21 protein-coding genes and 1 pseudogene are annotated in these 24,310 nt (G+C 45.5%); 6 read left to right on the top strand and 16 right to left on the bottom strand.

The window, feature by feature from the left end:
* Window positions 1-20 precede the first annotated feature (20 nt).
* The 12 genes and pseudogenes from ribBA to vcdP all read right to left on the bottom strand — a co-directional run bounded on the left by ribBA (window position 21) and on the right by vcdP (window position 11,235).
* A pseudogene (ribBA, locus tag J4N42_RS10705) lies at window positions 21-1,129 on the bottom strand (bifunctional 3,4-dihydroxy-2-butanone-4-phosphate synthase/GTP cyclohydrolase II).
* Between the two features lie 37 nt (window positions 1,130-1,166).
* Entirely contained in the window at window positions 1,167-1,820 is a 654-nt protein-coding gene (locus tag J4N42_RS10710; protein WP_252027870.1) for a riboflavin synthase, read from the bottom strand.
* Window positions 1,821-1,822: 2 nt separating this feature from the next.
* Window positions 1,823-2,959 carry a bifunctional diaminohydroxyphosphoribosylaminopyrimidine deaminase/5-amino-6-(5-phosphoribosylamino)uracil reductase RibD gene (gene ribD / locus J4N42_RS10715; RefSeq protein WP_252027872.1) on the bottom strand — a complete coding sequence of 379 codons (1,137 nt, stop codon included), beginning with the start codon at window positions 2,957-2,959 and terminating at the stop codon, window positions 1,823-1,825.
* 12 nt (window positions 2,960-2,971) lie between these two features.
* Window positions 2,972-3,421: a transcriptional regulator NrdR gene (gene nrdR, locus J4N42_RS10720; RefSeq protein ID WP_252027874.1), complete on the bottom strand. Its 450-nt coding sequence runs from the start codon at window positions 3,419-3,421 to the stop codon at window positions 2,972-2,974.
* Between the two features lie 178 nt (window positions 3,422-3,599).
* Complete coding sequence (locus J4N42_RS10725) at window positions 3,600-4,388, bottom strand: hypothetical protein (RefSeq protein WP_252027876.1); 789 nt, start codon at window positions 4,386-4,388, stop codon at window positions 3,600-3,602.
* Window positions 4,389-4,515: 127 nt separating this feature from the next.
* Complete coding sequence (locus J4N42_RS10730) at window positions 4,516-5,766, bottom strand: glutamate-5-semialdehyde dehydrogenase (RefSeq protein ID WP_252027878.1); 1,251 nt, start codon at window positions 5,764-5,766, stop codon at window positions 4,516-4,518.
* Between the two features lie 18 nt (window positions 5,767-5,784).
* Window positions 5,785-6,924, bottom strand: a complete 1,140-nt coding sequence (gene proB / locus J4N42_RS10735; RefSeq protein ID WP_252027879.1) for a glutamate 5-kinase — start codon at window positions 6,922-6,924, stop codon at window positions 5,785-5,787.
* Between the two features lie 122 nt (window positions 6,925-7,046).
* Complete coding sequence (gene crl / locus J4N42_RS10740; protein WP_252027881.1) at window positions 7,047-7,436, bottom strand: sigma factor-binding protein Crl; 390 nt, start codon at window positions 7,434-7,436, stop codon at window positions 7,047-7,049.
* 101 nt (window positions 7,437-7,537) lie between these two features.
* Entirely contained in the window at window positions 7,538-8,785 is a 1,248-nt protein-coding gene (frsA, locus tag J4N42_RS10745; protein WP_252027883.1) for an esterase FrsA, read from the bottom strand.
* Window positions 8,786-8,877: 92 nt separating this feature from the next.
* On the bottom strand, window positions 8,878-9,342 hold the full coding sequence (gene gpt / locus J4N42_RS10750; RefSeq protein WP_252027884.1) for a xanthine phosphoribosyltransferase: 465 nt from the start codon (window positions 9,340-9,342) through the stop codon (window positions 8,878-8,880).
* A 36-nt stretch (window positions 9,343-9,378) separates the two neighbouring features.
* A complete protein-coding gene (locus tag J4N42_RS10755) occupies window positions 9,379-10,668 on the bottom strand; it encodes an NCS2 family permease (protein ID WP_252027886.1) in 1,290 nt (429 codons plus the stop codon).
* A 480-nt stretch (window positions 10,669-11,148) separates the two neighbouring features.
* The gene (gene vcdP, locus J4N42_RS22660) at window positions 11,149-11,235 is read right to left on the bottom strand and encodes a small protein VcdP (RefSeq protein WP_016767614.1); all 87 of its coding nucleotides are present in this window, start codon (window positions 11,233-11,235) and stop codon (window positions 11,149-11,151) included.
* A 450-nt stretch (window positions 11,236-11,685) separates the two neighbouring features.
* On the opposite strand from vcdP, the gene J4N42_RS10760 reads away from it, so the two are divergent.
* Window positions 11,686-13,158 carry an aminoacyl-histidine dipeptidase gene (locus J4N42_RS10760; RefSeq protein ID WP_252027888.1) on the top strand — a complete coding sequence of 491 codons (1,473 nt, stop codon included), beginning with the start codon at window positions 11,686-11,688 and terminating at the stop codon, window positions 13,156-13,158.
* Window positions 13,159-13,218: 60 nt separating this feature from the next.
* Here J4N42_RS10760 and J4N42_RS10765 read toward each other — a convergent pair whose 3' ends face one another.
* Complete coding sequence (locus J4N42_RS10765) at window positions 13,219-13,758, bottom strand: DUF3332 domain-containing protein (protein ID WP_252027890.1); 540 nt, start codon at window positions 13,756-13,758, stop codon at window positions 13,219-13,221.
* A gap of 358 nt (window positions 13,759-14,116) precedes the next feature.
* Here J4N42_RS10765 and J4N42_RS10770 point away from each other — a divergent pair, with 358 nt between their 5' ends.
* Genes J4N42_RS10770 through J4N42_RS10780 form a run of 3 tightly spaced genes read left to right on the top strand, consistent with a single transcriptional unit; the run spans window position 14,117 to window position 16,513 of the window.
* On the top strand, window positions 14,117-14,557 hold the full coding sequence (locus J4N42_RS10770) for an ATP-dependent zinc protease family protein (protein ID WP_252027892.1): 441 nt from the start codon (window positions 14,117-14,119) through the stop codon (window positions 14,555-14,557).
* A complete protein-coding gene (gene rimK / locus J4N42_RS10775; RefSeq protein WP_252027894.1) occupies window positions 14,557-15,462 on the top strand; it encodes a 30S ribosomal protein S6--L-glutamate ligase in 906 nt (301 codons plus the stop codon). Before J4N42_RS10770 ends, rimK begins: the two co-directional genes overlap by 1 nt.
* Window positions 15,422-16,513 (top strand): succinylglutamate desuccinylase/aspartoacylase family protein, encoded by a 1,092-nt coding sequence (locus J4N42_RS10780; RefSeq protein WP_252027895.1) that lies wholly within the window; start codon window positions 15,422-15,424, stop codon window positions 16,511-16,513. The genes rimK and J4N42_RS10780 overlap by 41 nt, the downstream gene beginning before the upstream one ends.
* A 110-nt stretch (window positions 16,514-16,623) precedes the next feature.
* Here J4N42_RS10780 and J4N42_RS10785 read toward each other — a convergent pair whose 3' ends face one another.
* Window positions 16,624-17,985, bottom strand: coding sequence for a sodium-dependent transporter (locus J4N42_RS10785; protein WP_252027896.1), 1,362 nt, complete (start codon window positions 17,983-17,985; stop codon window positions 16,624-16,626).
* A 336-nt stretch (window positions 17,986-18,321) separates the two neighbouring features.
* Here J4N42_RS10785 and J4N42_RS10790 point away from each other — a divergent pair, with 336 nt between their 5' ends.
* Window positions 18,322-20,865, top strand: a complete 2,544-nt coding sequence (locus J4N42_RS10790; protein WP_252027897.1) for an Ig-like domain-containing protein — start codon at window positions 18,322-18,324, stop codon at window positions 20,863-20,865.
* A 91-nt stretch (window positions 20,866-20,956) separates the two neighbouring features.
* Here the strand turns inward: J4N42_RS10790 and J4N42_RS10795 are convergent, their stop codons facing one another.
* Complete coding sequence (locus tag J4N42_RS10795; RefSeq protein ID WP_252027898.1) at window positions 20,957-21,700, bottom strand: YggN family protein; 744 nt, start codon at window positions 21,698-21,700, stop codon at window positions 20,957-20,959.
* 86 nt (window positions 21,701-21,786) lie between these two features.
* Window positions 21,787-22,263: a GreA/GreB family elongation factor gene (locus tag J4N42_RS10800; protein ID WP_252027899.1), complete on the bottom strand. Its 477-nt coding sequence runs from the start codon at window positions 22,261-22,263 to the stop codon at window positions 21,787-21,789.
* An 86-nt stretch (window positions 22,264-22,349) separates the two neighbouring features.
* On the opposite strand from J4N42_RS10800, the gene J4N42_RS10805 reads away from it, so the two are divergent.
* On the top strand, window positions 22,350-24,293 hold the full coding sequence (locus tag J4N42_RS10805; protein ID WP_252027900.1) for a RecQ family ATP-dependent DNA helicase: 1,944 nt from the start codon (window positions 22,350-22,352) through the stop codon (window positions 24,291-24,293).
* The last annotated feature ends 17 nt before the right edge of the window (window positions 24,294-24,310 follow it).

A 24,310-nucleotide genomic window follows, 5' to 3' on the forward strand; every position in this document is an offset into this window, starting at 1 on the left:
GATAATATCTGACCGCGAGGTTACTCGCAGACGTATTCCACCACGTTAAGCCCAAAGCCACCTAGTGCGTGATACTTTTTGTTGGTTGAAGAGAGTAAGCGCATATCGTGCACACCGAGGTCAGCAAGGATCTGCGAACCCACCCCGACACGGCGAGACGTACCTTGCTTTTTCGCCAATGTTGGCGCTTCACCTTTATCTTGCTGCTCAAACATCTTAACGCGATGGATCAGCAAATCTGTAGACTCCTCATTCCCCAAAATAACTAACACACCGCCTTCGGCACCGATACGCTTCATCGCTTTATCTAAGCTCCAGCTGCGCTGCGCATTGCGATCACTACGAAGTAAGTCCGTAAACGTGTCTTGCAAGTGCACTCGTACTAATGGAGCTTCACCAGCAAGATCACCTTTTTTCAATGCATAGTGTATCTGGTTATCAATCGTGTCGCGGAAGGTCACTAAGTCGAACTCACCAAACTCAGTGGGTAGCTTACACTCAGCTACGCGCTCAATGGTGGTTTCTGTGTTGTTACGGTACTCGATAAGATCTGCGATAGTGCCTAGCTTGATGTTGTGCTTTTCAGCGAACACTTCTAAATCAGGACGACGGGCCATAGTGCCATCATCGTTTAGGATCTCAACAATCACAGATGCTGGCTCACAGCCACCTAAACGAGCTAAGTCACACCCAGCTTCTGTATGGCCGGCACGAGTCAATACCCCGCCATCTTGCGCTGCAAGTGGGAAAATGTGGCCGGGTTGAACTAAGTCCGCCGCTTTCGCATCTGCCGCTACTGCTGCTTGAACTGTCACTGCACGGTCCGATGCGGAAATCCCGGTAGTACACCCTCAGCCGCTTCAATCGAAACCGTAAAATTCGTGGTGTATTGAGCGTTGTTGTCTTGCACCATTGGCGGTAAGCCCAAACGTTCACAACGCTCTTTAGTCATAGTCAGGCAGATCAAGCCACGGCCATACGTCGCCATGAAGTTGATGGCTTCCGGAGTGACGTGCTCCGCAGCCATAATCAGATCACCTTCATTCTCACGATCTTCATCGTCCATTAAGATGACCATTTTTCCTAAGCGAATATCTTCGATAATTTCTTGAGGCGTACTAATTGGCATTGTTCGTTCCTATGACATTGATTATATGATCTCGTGATTAAGCGAAACCATTTTGTTGTAAGAATTCCATGGTAAGGCGAGATTCTGGCTCAGACTCTTTTTGTCCTTGCAGCAGGCGTTCCATATAGCGAGCTAATACATCCACTTCTAGGTTAACTTTACGGCCTACCTGAAAGTCGGCGATAGTCGTTTCTTCACCAGTATGCGGCACAATAGTTAGCTTGAAGGCATTCTTGCGTAAATCATTCACCGTGAGGCTGATCCCATCAACCGTAATAGAGCCTTTCTCAGCGACGTACTTAGATAGTTCAGCGGGCATGGAAACCCAAAATTCAATCGCTCGACCAACTTGATTACGCTCAGCGATCTCACCAACACCATCTACGTGGCCAGACACGATGTGACCACCAAAGCGAGTGGTGGGTAGCATCGCTTTCTCTAAGTTCACTTTATCACCGGCCTGATAGTCGGTAAAACCCGTTTTATTCAGAGTTTCGACTGAAAGGTCGGCGGTATAACTTGTGTCGGTGTAGCTCACCACAGTTAAGCACACCCCATTGGTTGCAATACTGTCACCCAGTTTCACATCCGACATATCAAGCTTACCAACTTCCACGCTAACGCTGATGTCTTCACCTTTTGGTGTGATAGCGGTTAATGTACCTACAGCTTCTACTATTCCAGTAAACATAATCAGTCTTCTTTCTGTTTTAAGCAGGCAACAACACGAATGTCGCTGCCGACCTGTCGTAAATCAGTAATGTCGAGTTCTAGTACATCCGACATATTTTCTAACCCTAGCGCACCAAACAGGCCTCGACCATCGCTGCCCATCAACTTAGGAGCTAGATATAACACAATCTCATCGACCAACTGCTGCTCTATTAAAGAACGAGCTAGCGTTGCACCGGCTTCTACCCATATATGATTGATATCATGCTGTTTGGATAACGTACTCAGCGTTTCTTTCAGATCTAGCTGCCCTAGCGTGTTCAGAGGAACCGAGACTTCTGTCGCGACGGCATTTTGCTTGTGAGATGCATCAGTATGACTAACCGTCAATATCTGGCCGGGTGCTTGCCACAGTTTAAGGCTATCATCGAGTTGACCTGTTCGGTCCAAAATTACTCGGGTCGGCTGGCGAACCTCTTCGTCGCTCATAACCGCTTTGATTTGACTTGGCAACTCACTGTGGCGCACATTCAACGTCGCGTTGTCATATACGACTGTCTTACTTGTCGAGAGAATCGCTCCGGCTTTGGCCCTAAAGCCTTGCACATCTTTTCGAGCTTGCGGAGAAGTAATCCACTGACTTTGCCCGTTATTTAATGCGGTTTGACCGTCTAGGCTCGCCGCCATCTTTAATTGGACAAACGGCATTCCCGTTTTCATACGTTTGATAAAACCAGGATTTAATGCAAGCGCCTCTTCGCGCAGCAAGCCGACCTCCACTTCAATGCCAGCCTGTTGCAACATTTTTATGCCACGTCCCGCCACTTTTGGGTTGGGGTCTTCCATCGCACATACAACTTTTGCAACTTTTGCGTTGATTAACCCTTCAGCACACGGCGGCGTACGGCCGTAATGAGAACAAGGTTCAAGGGTGACGTAAGCCGTGGCGCCTTGAGTTCGGCTACCTGCCATTCTCATTGCATGAACTTCAGCATGAGGCTCACCCGCTTTGTGGTGAAAGCCTTCGCCGACAATTTCACCGTTTTGAACGATAACGCAACCAACATTAGGGTTTGGTGCTGTGGTGTATATTCCACGCTTCGCGAGCTCTAGCGCCCGCGCCATCATTTGATGATCGAATATTGAATAGGATGACATGAAACTTCAGGATTAATCTTCTAACTTGGCGATCTCTTCACCAAACTCTCGAATATCTTCAAAGCTACGGTAAACCGAAGCAAAACGAATATAAGCGACTTTATCTAGCTCTTTCAGTTGGTCCATAACTAAATTGCCAATCATTTCACTTGGGACTTCTCGTTCTCCGGTAGCGCGAAGTTGAGATTTGATCATGCTGATGGCTAGCTCAATCGAGTCTGCGCTCACTGGACGCTTTTCCAATGCTCGTTGAAAACCACCCACCATTTTGTCTTCATTGAAAGGTTCTCGATTGCCATTCGATTTAATCACTTTTGGCATGACGAGCTCTGCTGATTCAAATGTTGTGAATCGTTCACTGCAAGCCAAACATTGGCGACGACGACGGACCTGGTGTCCATCGGCAACTAAACGAGAGTCTATAACTTTGGTGTCGTTCTCAGAACAAAAAGGACAATGCATATCACCTCCAGTTGATGCACACGCTTTGGCTTTTCAGCAAAGCTCGAACAGTTTAGCGGAATTGGAGGATTTTAGAAAAGAGTTTGCACGAAAATGAGGCTGGAAGTCGTTTATGACGTGGGATTACATTGGGTCAGCTAAGCATCCGTGCCATAGCCACTTTTAAATTGAACAAAGGTTAGTCAAACTCAATTTTGTAAGACAGCCCAACGGTTGAATCAGCCTCATACAACGTGCTGTCATCATACGTTGCGTACAGGTTGATTGATTGGTTATGGGTGAACGCATAGCTTACGCCACCTCCAACCCAATAGTTACGGTAATCTTCGCTACCCATCGAACCACCGGCAAACGTCATTACAGACCAAGTTTCATTAATCGGTTTAAAAGCAAAGCCACCCAAGTAGCCCCCATGAGATTGCGTTGGCATCAGAACATATTCACTGACTTTCTTTTGCGGATCGTAGACCTCTTGCATCGAATCCCCATCGCTGTAGTTGTAGCCAAACATCGGGAATATTTGCCAACCTGCAGGTTCAATACCAAAATAACTCAGAGGCATAAATGTACCGATACTATAACTGGTGTTGCTCGAGCCATCGTCGTATTCACTATTGCTAAAATAGAAGTTAACAATTCCGATATCAAATAGCCAAGAACCACCCAACGTCCACTCTCCACCATCTCCGTATACCGATGCGTTCAGCATTCGAGCATCATCCAGCCCTACCGACCCCGACACCTTGACCTCCCCGGTATAACCAAGTGAGAACTTAGTCACCACTTTGGTTGGGTCATCGTGATGCTTTTCTGATTTGGCTTTTTTTATCGGGGTAGCTTCGTTTTCAGCGGCTTTCGAAGTCCGAATACTTTCAACTTCAGGCTTGGTATCGTTGGATTGAGTAGGTTCTTCTGCCATCGCACCACTTGCCAATAAAGCAAGCAGCGCAATTACCACTTTTTGCATTTCAATTTTCTTCCAAATAGTAAAAAGGCAAGCTCAATGCTTGCCTTTTTCAGTCAATTGGTCGCCAATGTAATGCATCTTTAATAAGCTGAATTACCACTTCACGCCATATGAGAAATTACATAGTTTATGGTCGAGGTAAGTAGTTAGCCTTACCAACCCACTTGTAACTTGTTAGCTCTTCTAGTCCCATAGGGCCACGAGCATGAAGCTTCTGAGTAGAGACGGCTACTTCAGCCCCTAAGCCGAATTGTGCTCCATCGGTAAAGCGAGTCGAGGCATTTACGTAGACCGCTGCAGAGCCAACTGAGTTAATGAACAACTCTGAGTTTTGTAGACTGTTAGTCATAATGGCATCTGAGTGGCTCGCGTTGTGAACACGCATGTGGTCAATCGCTTCTTTCACGTCGGCCACCACTTTAACGCCCAATGTGTAGCTCAGCCACTCGGTGTCAAAATCACCATCAGCCGCATCTTTGACTTGAGCAACACCTTCCAGTAATGCTTTGGCCTTTGGCTCAGCCACTAGAGTAACTCGCTCTGCTAACTGCTTAGCCAGTTTAGTCAGAAACTCTTGCGCGACTTTTTCATGCACCAATAAGGTATCTAGCGCATTACACGCTGAAGGACGCTGAACTTTTGAGTTTTCAACCACAACCAATGATTTGTCTAGGTCTGCACTTTCATCAACAAAAATATGGCTGATCCCAAAGCCGCCAATGATCACTGGAATCGTGCTGTTTTCTTTACACATTTTGTGTAAACCCGCACCGCCACGTGGAATGATCATATCAACGTATTCATCGAGCTTGAGTAGCTGAGATACCAATTCACGATCTGGCTTTTCAATGTACTGCACCGATGCTGCTGGCAGCTCTGCTTTTTCTAGAGCGGACTGAATCACTTTTACCAACTCCATGTTGGAGAAAAAGGTTTCTTTACCACCACGTAGAATACTCGCGTTACCCGTTTTCAAACACAGCGCTGCAATATCGATGGTCACATTTGGGCGCGCCTCGTATATTACGCCAACGACTCCAAGAGGCACACGACGGCGAGACAAAGACATGCCGTTTTCTAGCACTTTGCTGTCAATCTCACTTCCTACAGGGTCGTTTAAGCTAATAACGTTTCGTACATCAGTGGCAATACCCGCTAAGCGGTCTTGGTTAAGCAGCAGCCTGTCTAGCAGAGCATCAGTAAGCCCTGCTTCTCGGCCAAGTTCAATGTCCTTAGCGTTTGCCGCAAGGATAGTGTCAGCATTGGCTTCTAGTTCGTCTGCGATGATCGCTAGTGCTTTATTTTTTTGAGCCGTTGATGCCGTTGCTAAGTGGAAAGCCGCTTCTTTTGCCGCTTTACCCATATTCATTAATTCCACTTGGATTCCCTCTCAATTCTATTCTTGAATCACGACCAAATCGTCGCGGTGGATAACTTCCGAACCATAGTCATAGCCCAGAATAGAGTTAATATCTTTACTGTGTTTGCCTGCGATATTGGACAAGTCAGCACTCGAATAGCTTGTGATACCTCGAGCGATTAATTGGCCATTTGCGTTAGTCACACGAGCTACTTCACCACGAGCAAATTCACCACTGACTTTCATCACGCCTTTCGCCAATAGGCTGCTTCCTTTGCCTACTACAGCGTTCACTGCACCGTCGTCGATAACAATATCTCCAGAAGCAGCAGGTCCCGCTAGTATCCAGCGCTTGCGATTTTCTAGAGCTTCATCGCAAGGCAAGAATCGAGTACCTTGTGGTTGCTCACTCAATGAATCTGAGATGACATTGTGAGCACTGCCCGCAGCGATGATCACTTCAATGCCTGCGCGACGAGCAATATCTGCTGCTTGCAGTTTAGTCGCCATACCACCAGTACCAAGCGTGGTACCACTGCCACCAGCAATTTTACGCAGCGTGTCATCAATAGTTTTCACTTCTTTGATCAGCTCAGCGTTTGGATCTTTACGCGGATCGGCCGTAAACAAGCCTTTTTGGTCTGTCAAAAGCAGTAACTTGTCTGCACCACACAAAATACCCACTAAAGCCGATAAATTATCGTTATCACCGACTTTGATTTCACTGGTGGCCACTGCATCGTTTTCGTTAACGATTGGGATAATATCATTCTCAACCAAGGCATTAATGGTATCTCGTGCGTTGAGAAAACGCTCACGGTCTTCTAGGTCAGCACGAGTAAGCAGCATTTGGCCAATTTTCAGGTTGTAGAGTGCAAACAACGATTCCCATGTTTGAATCAATTGGCTCTGCCCTACAGCAGCAAGCAGTTGTTTGCTCGCCATGGAGTTGGGCAGTGCGGGGTAACTTAAATGTTCTCGGCCTGCTGCAATTGCACCAGACGAAACAACCACCACTGAGTGGCCTTGTTTTTTTAACTCAGCACATTGACGGACAAGCTCGACCATATGAGCACGGTCTAACGCCAAAGTACCACCAGTTAGAACACTTGTTCCCAGTTTCACAACGACTGTTTTCGCTTGTGAAACGCTTCCGCTTTGTTGATTCGTTGTCATGTTGTCTTTTGAAATGAAAAACGTATAAGAGAAGATGTTTTAGCAATCAAATGAATATTTCACAAGCAGAAAAGGTGCGAAAACGCACCTTTTTAGTCGTAGAAGAAGATAAATACTTAAAATCAGACGAATTCTACAGATTCTTTATGTAACTCGACGTCTATATCGAACCTTTCTTTCAAGGTTGCAGTCAATTTATTGTGGAAGTCATCTTGTGTACGGTTCACTTCAGCGACGGCTTTCTTTGGAATACTGTCGCCCTGCCAATCTCCTGCTGAATCGTACTTACCGGAATGATACTTCGCTAGGAAGCCCTGCTCCGATAATTCTAACTCTAGCCACCACCCCCAAAACTCTCGTTCTTCTGGGGACTTTTTGTCGTTTACACACACTGACAAGCAATCAAACATGTAGTACCCCTCGTTTGATTGCGACTCCCTTAGATATGGACCAATTGCCCTTAACGTACTAATCAAGCGGTAATGAGTAGGTTTTTTCGTCATCTCTGACATATTGACTCTCCATTTCAATGGTAAGAATGACAATTATTATTATTTATCATGTGGTTATTTTTAACTCACATATATCATGCTTGACTAAATTAGGAGAGTTGTCATCTAAATAGTTCATCTTCTAGCCACTTTATGGCTAAATCGAGGGATTGCTCATATCCTTGTGTAATTGTTTTACTTTTTATTTGCTTAGCTTTTCCATATTGACTGAAAAGTGCAACGAGTTGATTATCTGAAAGCGGTGAAACCGGATCGCCTTCCAAACTAAGCGCTAAGATAGGCACCTTAGTTTTTCTACTCTGTAGAAATCCTTGTGATTTCAAAGACCAAGCTGTCATTTGCCCTGCTAAGCTATTGATATCCACCACCGACTTGCCTAACCGAGACGCCAGTACATCTAAGTACATTTTCGACATCTGCTTAAGTTTATCCGGTGAAGACAGCACGTCATGAATTGGGGCACCCAATGAAACACACGCTTTGATTTTATCTTGCTCCAAGAAAGACAAACGCACCATCGCATTGCCACCAAAGCGGAAACCAATCAACCCCACTTTGAAATGATCAACCCAAGGTAGTTTTGGCAATTCATTCACCACAGCCTGTACTAAACTAGATGAGTCCTCAGACAGTGGCCAATGAGAACTGTGGCCAACGGAAGGCATATCGACGGTTAGCATGGCGATATCACGTTTCGCAAAGTGATTTTTGAACAACTTCCACATATCCGACTGCAAGCTATCTAGGCCAGCACATACTATGACCACTGGCTGCGGCTTTTCAGTATTCGACAAATGCAAATTGACCGTGACTTTTTTGTTTTGATACGGGATTTCGAGTTGCTTAATGACGTACTTGGTCTTTTTGGCTCCTTCCGCATAGGCATTATGTGCAAGCACCTGAGCTTGTGCGGCTAAGTTATCATTTTTTAAATGAGGGTAGCCCGCAATACTGAAACATAGAGAAGCGGTAAATAGTTCATCTGCAGCTGATTCTCCGTCTAGCGTGCCTGAACGGCGTTGGTGTTCCATGCCAAGCTTGGTCCATTCATAGGCCCAGTTACCGCTGTGATAGCCCATCACGGTATCAAGCCAGTTGTCTTCCGTTCTCGAATGCTTAGAAGACGCTATCTTCGCCAATACAGCTTCTTGTTCTATTGGGTCAACGCCCTGCCAAGCCCACTGCAAACGATGCAGGTTACGGTACCAAGCCGTATCTGGATTGCTTTTCTTCTCGTCCAACACACTTTGGTTGCTTGGCATGTATTGAGTGAGGGCCGAGGTTTCTCTTGCTTGCTTATGCTTAACAAACAAGGTTTCGGAGAGGTTCTTGCTGACTTCTTCAGACATAGGGAGCTCTATTGCTTAGCGTGAATCTGCTCTAATAGTAATAAAAAAAAAGACCCTATAAAGGGTCTTTTTCCAAGAATTTAAGCAATCGCTTATTTTTGCTTGCGATTGATTGGCTCAGCGTACTGAATCGTCATATCCCAAGGTTGCTCGATCCAAGTGTCTTGAGCGATATCAACAACGTAGTCGTCTAGCAGCTCAACACCAGATGGCTTAGCACATACTGCGATAAGCTTCGCTTTAGGGTACATTTCACGAAGTTTACGTGCAGTGTCACCACTGTCGACTAGGTCTTCAACGATTAGGTAACCTTCGCCGTCACCTTCTGGCGCTTTTAGCACGCTCATATCACGTTGATGATCGTGGTCGTAGCTTGAGATACAAATAGTATCTACGTAACGAATTCCCAGTTCACGAGCCAAGATTGCACCAGGAACAAGACCACCACGGCTTACCGCCCAGATGCCTTTCCATTGCTCTGCAGGCATTTGCTTTTCTGCCAGTTGACGACAGTATGTCTGCATGTTGTCCCAAGTGATAATGAATTTATTGCTCATTGTAAAAAACCTAATATTTGAAATGTTGTGAATTCATTAAGCTACGATGTACTTGATGATAAAGATTGCCGACATAATCCATACACTCATGGATACTTCGCGGCCCTTACCACTAAATAACTTAATTGCAGCGTAAGCGATAAAACCTAGTGAGATACCTTCCGCAATAGAGAACGTTAACGGCATGAGTAAACAAGTCACTACTACCGGTGCCGCCTCTGTCAGATCTCGCCAATCAATGCTTACCAATCCAGAAAGCATTAGGATTGCAACATAAAATAGCGCCCCAGCGGTCGCGTAGGCAGGGATCATACCAGCTAATGGCGAGAAGAATAATGCAAGAAGGAACAAAATGCCAACAACTACAGCAGTTAAACCTGTACGGCCACCAGCTGCAACACCAGCAACACTTTCAATGTAAGAAGTTGTGTTTGACGTACCCAGCAATGCACCTGCAGATGTTGCAGTAGAGTCCGCTAGAAGTGCACGATTTAGACGTGGGATTTTGCCATCCTTGCCGATTAGATCTGCTTTTTGCGCCACGCCGACTAGTGTGCCCGCTGTATCGAACAAATCGACAAATAGGAATGCGAACACAACCGAAATCATGCCGATTTCAAACACTGCAGAAAAATCTAGCTGCATGAAGGTTGGTGCAATGCTTGGTGGCGCTGACATGATGCCTGCCCACTGTACGTCGCCAAAAACTAGACCTAGACCTGTTACTGCTAGAATCGCCACCATAACCGCACCTTTCATGCCACGGTGAACTAGAGCGATAGTTAAGAAAAACCCGATTGAAGCGAGCACTGCTGGTAGCGAGGTGATTGAACCAAGCGAAACCAGTGTCGCAGGGTTATCAACAACAATACCAGCGTTCTTAAGTGCGATAAAAGCGAGGAATAAGCCGATACCAGCAGAGATACCAGTACGCAGTGACATTGGGATTGAGTTGATGATCCACTCACGAATTTTGAACACGCTGAGTAAGATGAACAGCACACCGGATACAAATACAGCCGCCAATGCCACTTGCCATGTATAACCCATACCTAGCACAACGGCATAAGTAAAGAATGCGTTCAAGCCCATACCTGGTGCTTGAGCGATTGGGTAGTTAGCAACAAAGCCCATGATGAAACAGCCGATAGCCGCAGCTAAACAGGTTGCAACAAACACAGCACCGTGGTCCATACCTGCATCTGACAGCATTGCTGGGTTTACAAAGATAATGTAAGCCATGGTCAGGAAGGTAGTCACACCTGCAATAATTTCAGTTCTAACGGTGGTTCCGTGTTCGCTGAGTTTAAATAGTCTTTCGAGCATGTTCGAATCCTACAATGGGTAAAAAGTAAACGGTTGCGTAATCGATTGGCTGCAGATTATAAAGTTATCAAATACTAAATTCCAGATAGAATTAAGACTCTAATTAGGTTTTGCTAGAGTTATGACGATTTCAATATGCAGGCAATACAATAACTCTAGACAAAAGTTCTTATAATTCAAATTAATAGAAAGATGAGCAGCAAAAGTCTAAGTGATGCTTTTTTGCACCATGTCGCAAACTTTCATTGTGTATAACGGAGCAAATATGCGATTTGATATGAGTTTTAGAGAATAGAAACCGGTGATTATCATTCACTGGGGAAAGTATTTGTTGGCGGCGAAGTTTTAAGCACTTCAATTTAAAGATAAAAAAACGCCACTCAATTTGAGTGGCGGTTGAATCATGTCAGCAGCAAGCGCTGTAAAAAAATTCCAATATATAGGGGTGAACAAACTGTTCGAGTTACAAGCTTCCGCTAATTAGTAGCCAAAGCTAGTAGGGTATGCAAAGTTGCTAGTGTAAACAGAGCTGTTAAGCCAGAACATTGCAGATGGTAAACCTTTCATAACTATCACCTTTTAAATCAATTAAACATACGGTTGATTTCTCGGTTCCTTGGAGGCGATAAAACGGACTCATCCTTTGAGCATTTTGTCTTCTCTTTCGAAGTTGTGTACAAATATACCATCAAGAAATTTAATTACAAGAAAAAGAGTGATTAAAATCACATAATTTTCATTTATTGACTTACATCAAAAGAATTGAGTAATTAAATTACAAAACCATCAGCCAGTCTGCGTGATTTAATACTCAATGAGTTACACATTCAGCGTTCGAGGAATGTAGATGTTCTGTGACATTAATAAACAATTTCATCATTCACTAGACTACTCGCTCGATAAAGGGAGTGGTATGCTGTACATCACTACATCGTAGGTCATATCTAGATAATCAAACTGCATTATCAGCCAATTACCACTAAAAGATATGGCAAATCATTACAAAAGGAGTCATCCGTGTCTGAATTCCATTCTGAAATCAGCAACTTGTCACCAGCTCCACTGTGGCAGTTTTTCGATAAGATCTGTTCTATTCCTCACCCATCAAAGCACGAAGAAGCGCTAGCACAATACATTGTGAGCTGGGCAACTGAACAAGGTTTAGAGGTTCGCCGAGACCCAACTGGCAACGTTTTTATCAAAAAGCCAGCGACAGCCGGAATGGAAAACAAGAAAGGTGTTGTTCTTCAAGCACACATTGATATGGTGCCGCAAAAAAATGAAGATACAGACCACGACTTCACTACAGATCCAATCCAACCATATATTGATGGTGAATGGGTGACAGCCAAAGGTACAACCCTAGGTGCTGACAACGGTATGGGTATGGCGTCATGTCTTGCCGTACTGGCATCAAATGAAATCAAACATGGTCCACTGGAAGTCCTACTAACCGTTGATGAAGAAGCTGGTATGACAGGCGCCTTTGGATTAGAAGCGGGTTGGCTAGAAGGAGAGATCCTTCTCAACACAGATTCAGAGCAAGAGGGCGAAGTATACATGGGCTGTGCTGGTGGTATCGATGGCTCAATGACCTTCGACATCGCTCGTGAAGCACTTCCTTCTGGCTACGTTACTCGTCAGCTAACATTAAAAGGTCTTAAAGGTGGCCACTCTGGCTGTGATATCCACACAGGTCGTGGCAATGCAAACAAACTGGTTGCGCGTTTCCTAGCGGGCCACGCGCAAGAATTAGATTTGCGTCTTGTTGAGTTCCGCGGTGGTAGTCTACGCAATGCTATCCCACGTGAAGCCTTCGTAACAGTAGCGGTGCCAGCAGAAAACGAAGCTAAACTGGCTGAGCTATTTTCTTACTACACAGACTTGCTGAAAGAAGAGCTTGGTAAAGTAGAAACTAGCATTGTCTCGTTCAACGAAGCTATAGAGTCTGCTTCAGAGGTGATTGCAGTTGCTGATCAGCAACGCTTCATTGCTGCATTGAACGTATGCCCGAATGGCGTGATTCGTATGAGTGACGAAATTGAAGGCGTGGTTGAAACTTCACTGAATGTTGGCGTTATTACCACAGATGCAAGCAAGATTACCGTGCTGTGCCTAGTTCGCTCACTGATCGACTCGGGCCGCAGCCAAGTCGAAGGGATGCTAACTTCTGTTGCTGAACTTGCTGGTGCTCAAATTGAGTTTTCTGGTGCTTACCCTGGCTGGAAACCAGATGCAGATTCCGAAATCATGGCCATCTTCCGTGATATGTACGAAGGTATCTACGGTCACAAGCCAAACATCATGGTGATTCACGCAGGTCTTGAGTGTGGTTTATTCAAGAAGCCTTACCCTAATATGGATATGGTGTCATTTGGCCCTACCATCAAATTCCCACACTCTCCAGACGAGAAAGTGAAGATCGACACAGTCGCTCTATACTGGGAGCAAATGGTGGCACTGCTTGAAGCTATCCCAGCGAAAGCTTAGTTGCAGTACAATTAAAAAGCCGAGTCTGTGTGACTCGGCTTTTTATTGCCAGTTGATTCTCTATACCTTAGATGCCGCAAGCTCTTCTAGTTGTTGAATCGTGGTTTCAGCAACCAATTCACCGTCAATAAAGTACTGTACGTTCTGTTGGTCTTTCACACCCAAAAGTACCGCTTTCTCACCGTTACTGTATGTAATGTCCATTTGAATCGTATTTTCATCAATCTGCTTCATTTCGCCTTGCTCAAAAGAGCGATACATCGAGATAGGAGCAACGGGCGCTTCTTTCAACGAGTCGTCTAAGTCATCGTTAATATCTAGCATGGTATCGGTTTTGGTATCGAAGATGTGTGGCGAGCCATTGATTGGGTTTTTACCTGTCCAGAATTCCAGTGAGTTGAAAATAATATAGTCGGCCGCGGTAGTAATCGCGTAGACCGGAGCTAATAGAAAGTTCACACCAGCACGAGCATAGCGGTTATCCACGACTTCAACGTTAAACTGCATGAGCTTACCCGTTACAGCCATACTACCTACACAACCCGTCATACTTGCCGCGATCGCCGCAATAGCCACTGCTTTTACAATTGTTTTTTTCATAAGTCCCTCTAATTAAAGACGTTAACCATCCGAATAAGCATAGAACAGCTTCCAAGTTGCATATTAGAATTTGCCTTTTTTGCGAATAATTAACGCCAAAATGTGGCTTTTATCCCAGTTTTCAGTCGCTTATTACCCCTCCACCATCAATAAATAATTTTTGTCTTAATGGTCATTTTTTTTCGTTGGTCAGTAAAAAACTCTGCTGATACAGTCCGCCTCCTTGAAGCTTCTTAGGCTCATCACCAAAGCCTTCTTCAAGCGATAACTCAAATTTAAATAACCCTTTTAAGTTGTATCGGTGGACTCGCTTTATCCCAAATCGAGTCTGTATTTCTCTCTAATAGTTTGTAGTGCGATGAAACAAAAAATGATTGTTGGTTGGCGAGAAACCCTCAGCCTGCCTGGTTTAGGTATTGAAAAAATTAACGCAAAAATCGATACCGGGGCCCGAACGTCTTGCTTACACGCGTTTAAAGTAGAGAGCTTTAAAAAGGACGAAGCTCTTTGGGTTCGATTTTGGATCCACCCATTTCAGAACAATTCGGACGTGGTGACCGTTTGTGAGGCTGAAGTGGTTGATGAGCGTACCGTCCGCGATTCGGGCGGACACGAAGAACTGAGATACGTCATCAAAACAGAAATGAGTTTAGGGGGCCAAATGTGGCCAATTGAAATCACCCTAACCAATCGAGAAAACATGGCATTTCGAATGCTGTTAGGCCGCACTGCAATGCACCATCGTATTGTCGTCGACCCTGTGGAATCTTTTTTAATCGCTTTCGAGGAGAGCAAATAATGAAAATTGGTATTCTTTCACGTAACGCAAATCTGTACTCAACTAAGCGTCTGATTGAAGCGTGTGAAAGTCGTGGACACGAAGTGAAAGTCATTGATGCACTGCGCTGCTACATGAATATCAATTCCGATAAGCCAGAAATTCACTTTAAAGGTGAAGAACTGTATGGCTTTGATGCGATTGTTCCTCGAATTGGTGCATCTGTGACTTTCTACGGCACCGCTGTGCTACGTCAATTTGAAATGATGGGTGTTTACCCAGTGAATGAATCGGTAGCGATCACTCGCTCACGCGACAAGCTGCGCTCAATGCAATTGCTGTCTCGTAAAGGGATTGGTATGCCAATTACTGGCTTTGCAAGCAAACCAGATGATGTCAAAGATCTACTAGATATGGTCGGCGGAGCGCCTGTGGTCATCAAGTTACTTGAAGGGACACAAGGCATCGGCGTTGTACTGGCAGAAACGCGTAAAGCGGCTGAGAGTGTTGTTGAGGCGTTTATGGGCCTCAAAGCGAACATCATGGTTCAAGAGTACATCAAAGAGGCTGGCGGCGCGGACATTCGCTGCTTCGTCATCGGCGATAAAGTGATTGCAGCGATGAAAAGACAAGGTGCGGAAGGCGAATTTCGCTCTAACTTACACCGTGGTGGAACCGCTTCTCTGGTGAAAATCACTCCTGAAGAGCGCCGCACCGCAGTCGCGGCTGCGAAAATAATGGGTCTAAATGTGGCTGGGGTCGATCTACTAAGATCAGAGCGTGGTCCATTGGTCATGGAAGTAAACTCATCCCCAGGTCTGGAAGGTATCGAGGCCGCAACTGGTAAAGACGTCGCTGGGATGATTGTCGAATTTATTGAGAAAAATGCGGCAACAAAAAGGACGAAAACTCGTGGCAAAGGCTAAAAAAAATACGGCATTCGAATTCTTAGGTGAATTCGTTGCCCCAGGAGAGCGAAGAGTAATTGAATTAGAAGCTGCAAAGCTCTATACCCACTCCCCGCTTTCTATTCCAGTAGAAATTATTAACGGTAAACAAGCTGGGCCAACATTAATGGTCAACGCTGCAATTCATGGTGATGAACTCAATGGCGTCGAAATCGTGCGTCAACTGATCAACACCATTGATACCGATAAGCTAAAAGGGACGGTTATCGCCGTCCCGATCGTTAACGTGTTTGGCTTCATTCATAAGTCCCGTTATTTACCCGACCGACGCGACCTAAATCGTTGTTTTCCGGGAAGCGAAAAAGGTTCACTAGCATCACGTATGGCACATACGTTTTTTACCCAAGTAGTAAAACGTTGTGACTATATTCTGGATTTACACACAGGTGCCATTCACCGAACAAATCTGCCTCAACTGCGTGCAGATTTGAGTAACCCAGAAACGCTACGTATCGCGAACGCGTTTGGTACACCAGTGATCGTCGATTCACCTTTACGTGATGGCTCACTGAGAAGTGAGGCTGAAAAGCTCAATATTCCAGTATTGACCTACGAAGCAGGGGAAGCACTGCGTTTTGAGCCAATCTGTATCAGCGCAGGCTTTATTGGTGTTCAACGCGTTATGCAGGCTATCGGTATGCTTCGTGCGAGCCGCAAGAAGTTGCCTACACCGGTTATTGCGAAATCCACCAGCTGGCTTCGAGCAGAAAGTGACGGCATATTACGCACCGTTGTTACACTTGGTGAAAAAGTAGAAAAAGGCCAAGTATTGGCATACATTAGCGCACCACTCGGGCACAGTGAAATTGAACTGAAAGCTCACAAGGGAGGCATTGTCATTGGCCAGCAAACTCTACCTTTAGTCAACGAAGGGGATGCGGTATTCCACTTAGCTTACTTCACCCAAGACGATCAACAAGTCGAACAGGTTGTGGAAGAGTTTATCGAAGTCGCAGCAGACGCCGATGTCGAGCCACTCACGACGGGGCAAATTAACTCGCCAGTCTAAGCAGCTATCGCATCTTAAGTAACTAATGCATATAAAAAGCAACTAACGCATATAAAAAAGCCCTGAAGAAAACTTCAGGGCTTTGTCTATTTAGCTATAGCTAAAACGAATTAACCGAATGAAGCCCAGATCACGGTAGCGACCAACACCGGACATACAAACTTCACATACGCAGGCCACAACTTTCCAAACCAGCCTTGCGTGAACTCTGGGCAGCCTTGCTCTAGCTCTTTTATTTTTGCGTGTCGGCTCCAAACCCATCCACCAAAAAGGCAGAACATCAGCGCGGCTATTGGCTGTAAATATTGAGTGGCAATCATCGCAACTAAGCCAAACAAATCGCCAAAGTTAAACACGATAAATACACTGAATAACGCAATTGCGCCACCTAACACCCAGCTAGTAGCACTGCGTTTCGTATTGAAACGCTCACTGACTAACGCGACTGGACATTCCAGCATCGAAATAGACGAAGTAAGAGCCGCGATTGTTAGCAGTAAGAAGAAAACGATCGAAAAGATTTGTCCAAGGATCCCTAAGCTATCGAACATCATCGGCAACACAGTGAAGACTAACGTATCTGAGCTCAGTAAGGAGCCATCTTCTGCGTAAATCTGAACACCTTTTTGCATCGCAACAAACATCGCAGGCATCACGACTAGACCCGCGATAAACGCTACCGCCGTATCCACCAGCGTTACATTCATTGCCATCTTGGGTAGGTTTTCTTTCTTACTTAGGTAAGAACCATATATCAGCATAGAGCAACCACCAATGGTCAACGAAAAGAACCCCTGCCCCATAGCAGCTAAGATCAGTTGCCTATCCCAGACTTTTTCAAAGTCCGGCACCAAGTAATGCTTCAGCCCTTCCATCGCACCAGCTTGTGTCATGATGTAAATAAAAAGTAAGCCAAACAAAACAAACAGCGCAGGCATTAAACGCGTTGACCACTTTTCGATCCCTTGTTTTACGCCACCCTGCACTATCAAAATCGTCAACACATAAAATGTGATTGCCCCAAAAAGGTTGCGCTCGACGCTAAAACCTTTAAACCAGGCCGTTACCGCTTCTAAGCCGAGCAACTCAGTAACAGCGCCAAGCAAGAAACAAATCAACCAGCCGCCGACGATACTGTAGAAAGCAAGCACGGCGCAAGGAACCGATAGCCCCAGCCAACCTACCCATCCTCCGGCGCGTTTCGCCATCGGGTGAGAAGAGAGTGAACGCATGCTGTCTACAGGGTTAGCTTGTCCAGACCGACCGATGGCCATCTCAACAACAAGCATTGGAAATGCCACAACCAAGATCATGACAAGATAGACAAGTAGAAAAGCACCACCACCATTGCTGGCAGCCTGAGTCGGAAAACCCCAAATATTACCTAAACCAACCGCAGCGCCCGCCGCAGCAAGAATAAAACCAAGGCGTGAACCAAAGTGTTCACGTGTCGATGAATCTGTATGTGTCATAGTGTCAAATGCATCAATAAACTAGCGGACTAGTACGGTATTACTACACTCGCTAAAAATCAACTCCAACACAGCATTAATTTACCACAAAAACCACACAAGTTGGCACGTAACACCATGAAAAGGAAATTATATGGTTAATAAATCTTTTCCAATTTGTAATAAAAGCATATTCCGTGAAGTGAGCCGTAAAATGTTTGAAACCGTGCTCATATGCATAATAGAGACGTGATATTGAATGAGAAAAATTAAACTATTCATGTATTTAGCAAGCGAAATTCAAAACATAAGCTAGACGTTTAAGAGTCCATTATTAATTACACTAAGGAGAGGGAAATGGGCTCGAATATACTCAGAGCAGCAATCATCGCTGCGCTTGGGGTCAGTTACCAAGCACATGCTTATGATTGTACGGCATTAGCTAATTGGGATGCTGGTACCGTCTATAACTCTGGCGATCAGGTTCAACAGTCGAACATCGCCTACAAAGCAAGTCATTGGACGCAAGGTAATGATCCAGCCTCAAATTCCGGCCCATGGGAAGCTTGGGTATCATTAGGCCAATGTGATACTGGCGGTGGAAATATCCCCCCAGAGGTTTCACTGACCTCACCACTTAACAACGCCACCATCCCAGAAGGAACGGTGACGAGTTTGCAAGCCAACGCCTCGGACTCTGACGGTAACGTCGATAACGTTGAATTCTTTGTTGATAACCAGTCAGTAGCGGTCGTTACCCAACCACCTTACTCTGTCGATTGGACGGCCACTATTGGCGCAACTTCAGTGAAAGCCGTTGCAACCGACGAGCAAGGGGCCTCTACCACCAGCCAAGTCACTATTTCCGTCACACCGTCTGGTGGATTAGTACCTCCTTCAGTATCGCTGACTAGCCCTACGGGCAATGAGCAGCTGACAGCAGGAGAGACTCTTGTCATCTCCGCCGACGCTTCTGACTCGGATGGCTCCATCAGCCAAGTTGAATTTTTCATTAACAATCAGTTAGTCGCCACAGATACAAGTGAGCCATACCAATATAGCTGGGTATCTGAAGTGGGGACTCATAGCTTCAAAGCCAAAGCAACTGACAACGATGACCAATCAACCAATAGCCAAGAAGTCAGCCTGAGCGTATCGTCAAGCTCTAGTGGCGGCTGTGCAGGCATACCAAACTATGTAGCAGGGACAAGTTATACCGCCGGGCAGGAAGTCCAGAACCTCAACAATAAGTACCGCTGTGATGTCGCTGGCTGGTGTTCATCGAGCTCCGACTGGGCGTACGCACCAGGTGATGGTTTATATTGGACCGATGCATGGACAGATTTAGGCGCTTGTAGCACACCACCTGTAGTCACGATTCAATCACCACAAGATAACAGTGTTGTGCTCGCAGGCTCGTTGGTGACCATTGAAGCAGACGCAAGTGACACAGACGGTTCAATCCAACAAGTTGAATTCTTTGCCAACAACACGAGTCTTGGGATCGTCACCCAACCGCCTTACAACTATGACTGGTCTGCAACTACAATCGGCATGAACACAGTACGTGTCGTTGCAACAGATAACGAAAGCAATACCGGAGAATCGAGCGTTAATGTTAACGTGAGTGATCAAGACCTTGTTGTCTCACTCACCTCCCCTACATCAGGACAAACCGTTGGTTTAGGCAAAAACACCGTTATCACTGCAGACGCAACGTCACTAACCTCCAGTGTTAAGCAGGTGAACTTCCTACTCAATGGTGCCGTCATTGCTAGCGATACTACTGCACCATACTCTTACACTTGGGTACCTGGTGCCATCGGTTCATACACAGTCACTGCTCAAGCAGAAGATAACGCAGGCTCTAGTGTTGTGTCTGATGCTGCAACGATTACCGTTGTCGAGCAAACAGAGAAAACTCACAAGCTGATTGGTTACTGGCATAACTTCGTCAACGGTGCCGGATGCCCGATGCGCTTGGCTGACATGTCTGACGCATGGGATATCATCGATATCGCATTTGCGGAAAACGACCGCAGTAGTAATGGTACGGTTCACTTCAACCTGTATTCTGGCGACATCCACAGTAGCTGCCCTGCGCTAGATCCTCTGCAGTTCAAACAAGATATGGCGGCACTGCAAGCAAAAGGTAAAAAGTTCGTTCTGTCACTTGGTGGCGCTGAAGGCACGATCACTCTGAATACTGACCAAGATGAAGCTGCCTTTATTGCCAGCCTAACTGACATCATTGCTGAGTGGGGCTTTGACGGTTTGGATGTAGATCTGGAAAGTGGGTCTAACCTTGTTCATGGTTCTCAAATCCAAGCTCGTTTAGGACGTGCATTACTGCAAATTGAACAAAATATGGGTGGGGATATGTACCTCACCATGGCACCAGAGCATCCATATGTTCAAGGTGGCTTCGTGGCCTACTCAGGAATTTGGGGCGCGTACATTCCAGTGATCGATGCGACGCGAAGCACGCTAGATTTACTTCACGTTCAACTTTACAACAACGGTGGCTTACCAAACCCATACATGTCTGGTGCTGCGCCTGAAGGGTCTATCGATATGATGGTAGCTCAATCGAAAATGTTGATTGAAGGGTTTGAGCTTGCCGATGGTACGATGTTCGCCCCTCTACGTGATGACCAAGTCGCTATCGGCTTACCTTCCGGACCTAGCTCTGCGAACTCCGGACAAGCTCCAACACAAAACATTCTCGATGCACTTGACTGTTTAACCAAAGGAACAAAATGTGGCTCTATCCAGCCTGCATTTAACTATCCAAACTATGCAGGTGTGATGACATGGTCAATCAACTGGGATGAACACGATGGCTTTAATTTCTCGGGCCCTGTCGGGGACAAGCTAACCCAAATGAACAATGAACGTTAATCCGTTCATCTGATAGACAAAGTTACTTAGGGCTAAGTAAAAGAGCGCCATATTGGCGCTCTTTTTTTGACTTCAATGATTTAGTCGAACCCTAAATCGTAAATGTTTGGTAATCCTTCAACTCAGGGATTTTCTCATGCAGCTCAAGCTCTTGCTCCGCAATATCATCCAAAGATTCACACAGCTCCTCGCCTTGTTGCTTAATCTCTGCTGAATGCTCCTTTAAGCGCTCTTCCACTCGGACTTTTAGCTCCGCCATGCTGTCTGCCAGTTCAGTAAGGTTTAGCCCACCATCCTGTTTCATTTTTTCAGACATCGCATTGAATGCACTGGAGATGAATTCTTGATTAAATAACTGCTTCGCTTTTTCAAAGTCTTCTGCCCAAGACGCCGCCATCGACTCAAAGCTTTCTGCTGGCAAAACTAAATCGCCGTCTTGATAATAGCGAGCTTCAATATCAGCAAAGAATGCTTGCATTGACGCCTTAACGTCATCAAATGCACCCGGCGCATCCAGGCTTTGCGCGACATCATCAACGATGTCATTCGCTAAAGCTAACCCTTCACTGGCAATTTGTTTTGCTCGAGGCAAGTACTCATTCATGCTATCGCGGTACTGCTCGACCGCCGCTTGCTGCTCAGCGTTTAGCTCAATTTTTTCACCGTGAATATAAAGGTTATTACTGTCATCAAACACAGCTTTTTCACCGCTGGTTTGCTGAATTTCTAGAGTTTGCCCATCCAAATGGATTTCATTTTTGATATCAACTTTACACTGCGCAGCCCATACAGAGTGACTCATCAAAAGTGATACCAGTAAAATGCTTTTCTTCATAATCATCTCGACAATGGTTTTAAACAGTATACCCAAATTAAGGGTAAGAAGGTTAGCGGCTAGTCAACTGTGATAAAGAGCGATGTCTAAGCAATGTCCACAACTTCGTAATACACAGTAATACCGTTAATTGCCAGCTCGATCTCGTCTTCTACTTGCCTCCCAAGTAACGCTTTTCCAAGCGGAGCTTGCGGGGTTAATACCGACACTTCAATTCCCTGGCAATCTACACTCAATCCGCCCGCTCTAGGACCAATGAAGAAATATTTTCGTTCATTTTCTTCATTCGCAACGGTTACCAAAGAGGCCATAACCACCGTATCTGATGCTTCCCTAAGCACTAGCTCTTTAAAAACTCGAATATCTTCTTCGCATTCTTGCACTCTCATCGCTTGCCCATGCGCCAAATACGAGGCCTCTAGCGCCAAAGTATCGTACTTGTGTTCAGGTACTGTTTCTTCATCAGTGGCTGCATCGATGGCACGTTGAGTCGCAGATTGGGCGACCAATAAATTTTGTTCGAGCTGTAGCAAGATTATTTGGTGCAGATCAGATTTATTCATACATGTGTGCTGTGGTTTTCAAAGAGCTAAAGAATAGATTCAGGTACAATCAAGCGCAAGCTTTTCACTAGCAGGTTATGGGGATAATGATTGAAGATACGTTAAAGCAAGTATTTGGTTTCGACACACTAAGAGAAGGGCAGCGTCAAGTTGTAGAAACGATACTATCAGGCCAATCCAGTGCAGCGATCTTTCCGACTGGGTCAGGTAAGTCTCTTTGCTATCAATTGCCAGCGTTACACTTACCCCATCTCACATTAGTCATCTCGCCGCTTCTTGCATTGATGAAAGATCAACTGGCCTTCCTGCAGAGTAAAGGGATCGCGGCAGCCTCCATTGATTCGAGCCAAGATAGGCAACAAACCCAACACGTGATGCAGTCGGTACGCAATGGCGAAACCAAGATCTTGATGATCTCAGTTGAGAGGCTAAAGAACGAGAGGTTTCGTCACTTCATCGCTCAAGTGCCAATTTCACTACTGGTCATAGATGAGGCACACTGTATGTCGGAATGGGGACATAATTTCCGACCTGATTATTTAAAACTGCCTCATTACAAACAGCAGCTCAATATTCCACAAGTGTTACTCCTCACAGCAACAGCGACACCGAATGTCATCAGAGACATGCAAGGTAAATTCTCCATCAGTGCAGACAACACGGTTGTGACTGGCTTTTATCGCTCTAACCTTGATCTGACTATCTCGCCTTGCCAAGAGCACGAAAAAGCTGAAGCGCTGCATCGCGTTTTAGCTCAAGATCCACTCGCACCCTCCATCATCTATGTCACCTTACAGCAGACCGCGGAGCAAGTTGCAAAGCAACTGAACCAACAGGGCTTGCTTGCAACCGCATATCACGCTGGATTAAAAAGCGAGCAGCGCGACGATATTCAACAACGATTTATGAATGGTCAAATTCACTGCATTGTCGCAACAATTGCCTTTGGCATGGGGGTAGACAAATCCAATATTCGCCAAGTGGTACATTATGATCTCCCCAAATCTATTGAAAACTACTCACAAGAAATTGGCCGTGCAGGTAGAGATGGTCATACGTCACATTGCACCTTATTAGCGAACCAAACCGGCTTACATGTACTCGAGAATTTTGTTTACGGAGACACACCGGACAAAGAAGCGATTCAAAGCGTCATCGAGGAAATTTATCAACAAACTGGCCAGTGGGAAGTCATGCTGACTAGGCTATCTCGAGAGAGCAACATTCGACAACTGCCACTCAAAACACTATTGGTCTATTTAGAGTTGGCCGCTGTTATCGAACCAAAATACAGCTATTTCGCCGATTATCGTTTTAAGTTTGTTGCCACTCAGCAGCATATCGAAGAGCAGTTTTCCAGTGAACGTCGTCAGTTTGTTGAAGCTATCTTTGCCTGCTCGCCTAAAGCACGGACATGGTGCCAAGTCGATTTTGAAGCCTTATGGATGCACAGCCAAGCAGATAGACAACGTGTGATAGCTGCTATTGATTATTTCCATGAGCAAGGCTGGATTGAACTTGAAAGCAAACAAATCACCGATGTCTTTGGAGTTTGTGACACATCTAAACCAATACAGCAGCTTACTGAAGAACTGTTCCAACTGTTCAGAAATAAAGAAAACGCTGAGATAAATCGGTTACATGAGATGCTCAACTTTTTCCAAACCGAACATTGCTTGAGTCATCGATTAGCAAGTTACTTCTCGGATAACAATGCACCAAGTCAGTGTGGGCATTGCTCCGTATGCAGAGGGAATATCGCCACATTGCCAAGCAGTAGCCAGCTGAAGATTGACAACCAACTTCTTCAACAATGGTTGAATGAATTTAGAACAGCAAGTACCAAATCATCAGATACTCAACCGTTAAGCCCTGAGGCACTGGCGCGCTTTTTGTGTGGGATAACCACGCCACTGTCTACCAAACTTAAAGCTCGCTCGATGAGCGGCTTTGCCAAATTAGAGCAACACCCTTTTTCGACGGTTCTCGAAGCCGTGAAGTCCGTCAGTGGAATTGAGAATCAAAGATAAGTAATTATCGTGGGGGC

This window comes from Vibrio sp. SCSIO 43135 (assembly GCF_023716665.1).
In the GTDB taxonomy this organism is placed as follows: Bacteria; Pseudomonadota; Gammaproteobacteria; order Enterobacterales; family Vibrionaceae; genus Vibrio; species Vibrio paucivorans.

What these genes read in the sequence shown, in the direction of transcription:
- J4N42_RS10725 (WP_252027876.1), bottom strand. Translation starts at nt 4,388, where the DNA reads ATGCAAAAAGTGGTAATTGCGCTGCTTGCTTTATTGGCAAGTGGTGCG.
- J4N42_RS10800 (WP_252027899.1), bottom strand. Translation starts at nt 22,263, where the DNA reads ATGAATAAATCTGATCTGCACCAAATAATCTTGCTACAGCTCGAACAA.
- J4N42_RS10805 (WP_252027900.1), top strand. Translation starts at nt 22,350, where the DNA reads ATGATTGAAGATACGTTAAAGCAAGTATTTGGTTTCGACACACTAAGA.
- gpt (WP_252027884.1), bottom strand. Translation starts at nt 9,342, where the DNA reads ATGAGCAATAAATTCATTATCACTTGGGACAACATGCAGACATACTGT.
- frsA (WP_252027883.1), bottom strand. Translation starts at nt 8,785, where the DNA reads ATGTCTGAAGAAGTCAGCAAGAACCTCTCCGAAACCTTGTTTGTTAAG.
- J4N42_RS10770 (WP_252027892.1), top strand. Translation starts at nt 14,117, where the DNA reads ATGAAACAAAAAATGATTGTTGGTTGGCGAGAAACCCTCAGCCTGCCT.
- nrdR (WP_252027874.1), bottom strand. Translation starts at nt 3,421, where the DNA reads ATGCATTGTCCTTTTTGTTCTGAGAACGACACCAAAGTTATAGACTCT.
- crl (WP_252027881.1), bottom strand. Translation starts at nt 7,436, where the DNA reads ATGTCAGAGATGACGAAAAAACCTACTCATTACCGCTTGATTAGTACG.
- J4N42_RS10780 (WP_252027895.1), top strand. Translation starts at nt 15,422, where the DNA reads ATGCGGCAACAAAAAGGACGAAAACTCGTGGCAAAGGCTAAAAAAAAT.
- rimK (WP_252027894.1), top strand. Translation starts at nt 14,557, where the DNA reads ATGAAAATTGGTATTCTTTCACGTAACGCAAATCTGTACTCAACTAAG.
- J4N42_RS10710 (WP_252027870.1), bottom strand. Translation starts at nt 1,820, where the DNA reads ATGTTTACTGGAATAGTAGAAGCTGTAGGTACATTAACCGCTATCACA.
- J4N42_RS10755 (WP_252027886.1), bottom strand. Translation starts at nt 10,668, where the DNA reads ATGCTCGAAAGACTATTTAAACTCAGCGAACACGGAACCACCGTTAGA.
- J4N42_RS10790 (WP_252027897.1), top strand. Translation starts at nt 18,322, where the DNA reads ATGGGCTCGAATATACTCAGAGCAGCAATCATCGCTGCGCTTGGGGTC.
- ribD (WP_252027872.1), bottom strand. Translation starts at nt 2,959, where the DNA reads ATGTCATCCTATTCAATATTCGATCATCAAATGATGGCGCGGGCGCTA.
- J4N42_RS10785 (WP_252027896.1), bottom strand. Translation starts at nt 17,985, where the DNA reads ATGACACATACAGATTCATCGACACGTGAACACTTTGGTTCACGCCTT.
- J4N42_RS10765 (WP_252027890.1), bottom strand. Translation starts at nt 13,758, where the DNA reads ATGAAAAAAACAATTGTAAAAGCAGTGGCTATTGCGGCGATCGCGGCA.
- vcdP (WP_016767614.1), bottom strand. Translation starts at nt 11,235, where the DNA reads ATGAAAGGTTTACCATCTGCAATGTTCTGGCTTAACAGCTCTGTTTAC.
- J4N42_RS10795 (WP_252027898.1), bottom strand. Translation starts at nt 21,700, where the DNA reads ATGAAGAAAAGCATTTTACTGGTATCACTTTTGATGAGTCACTCTGTA.
- proB (WP_252027879.1), bottom strand. Translation starts at nt 6,924, where the DNA reads ATGACAACGAATCAACAAAGCGGAAGCGTTTCACAAGCGAAAACAGTC.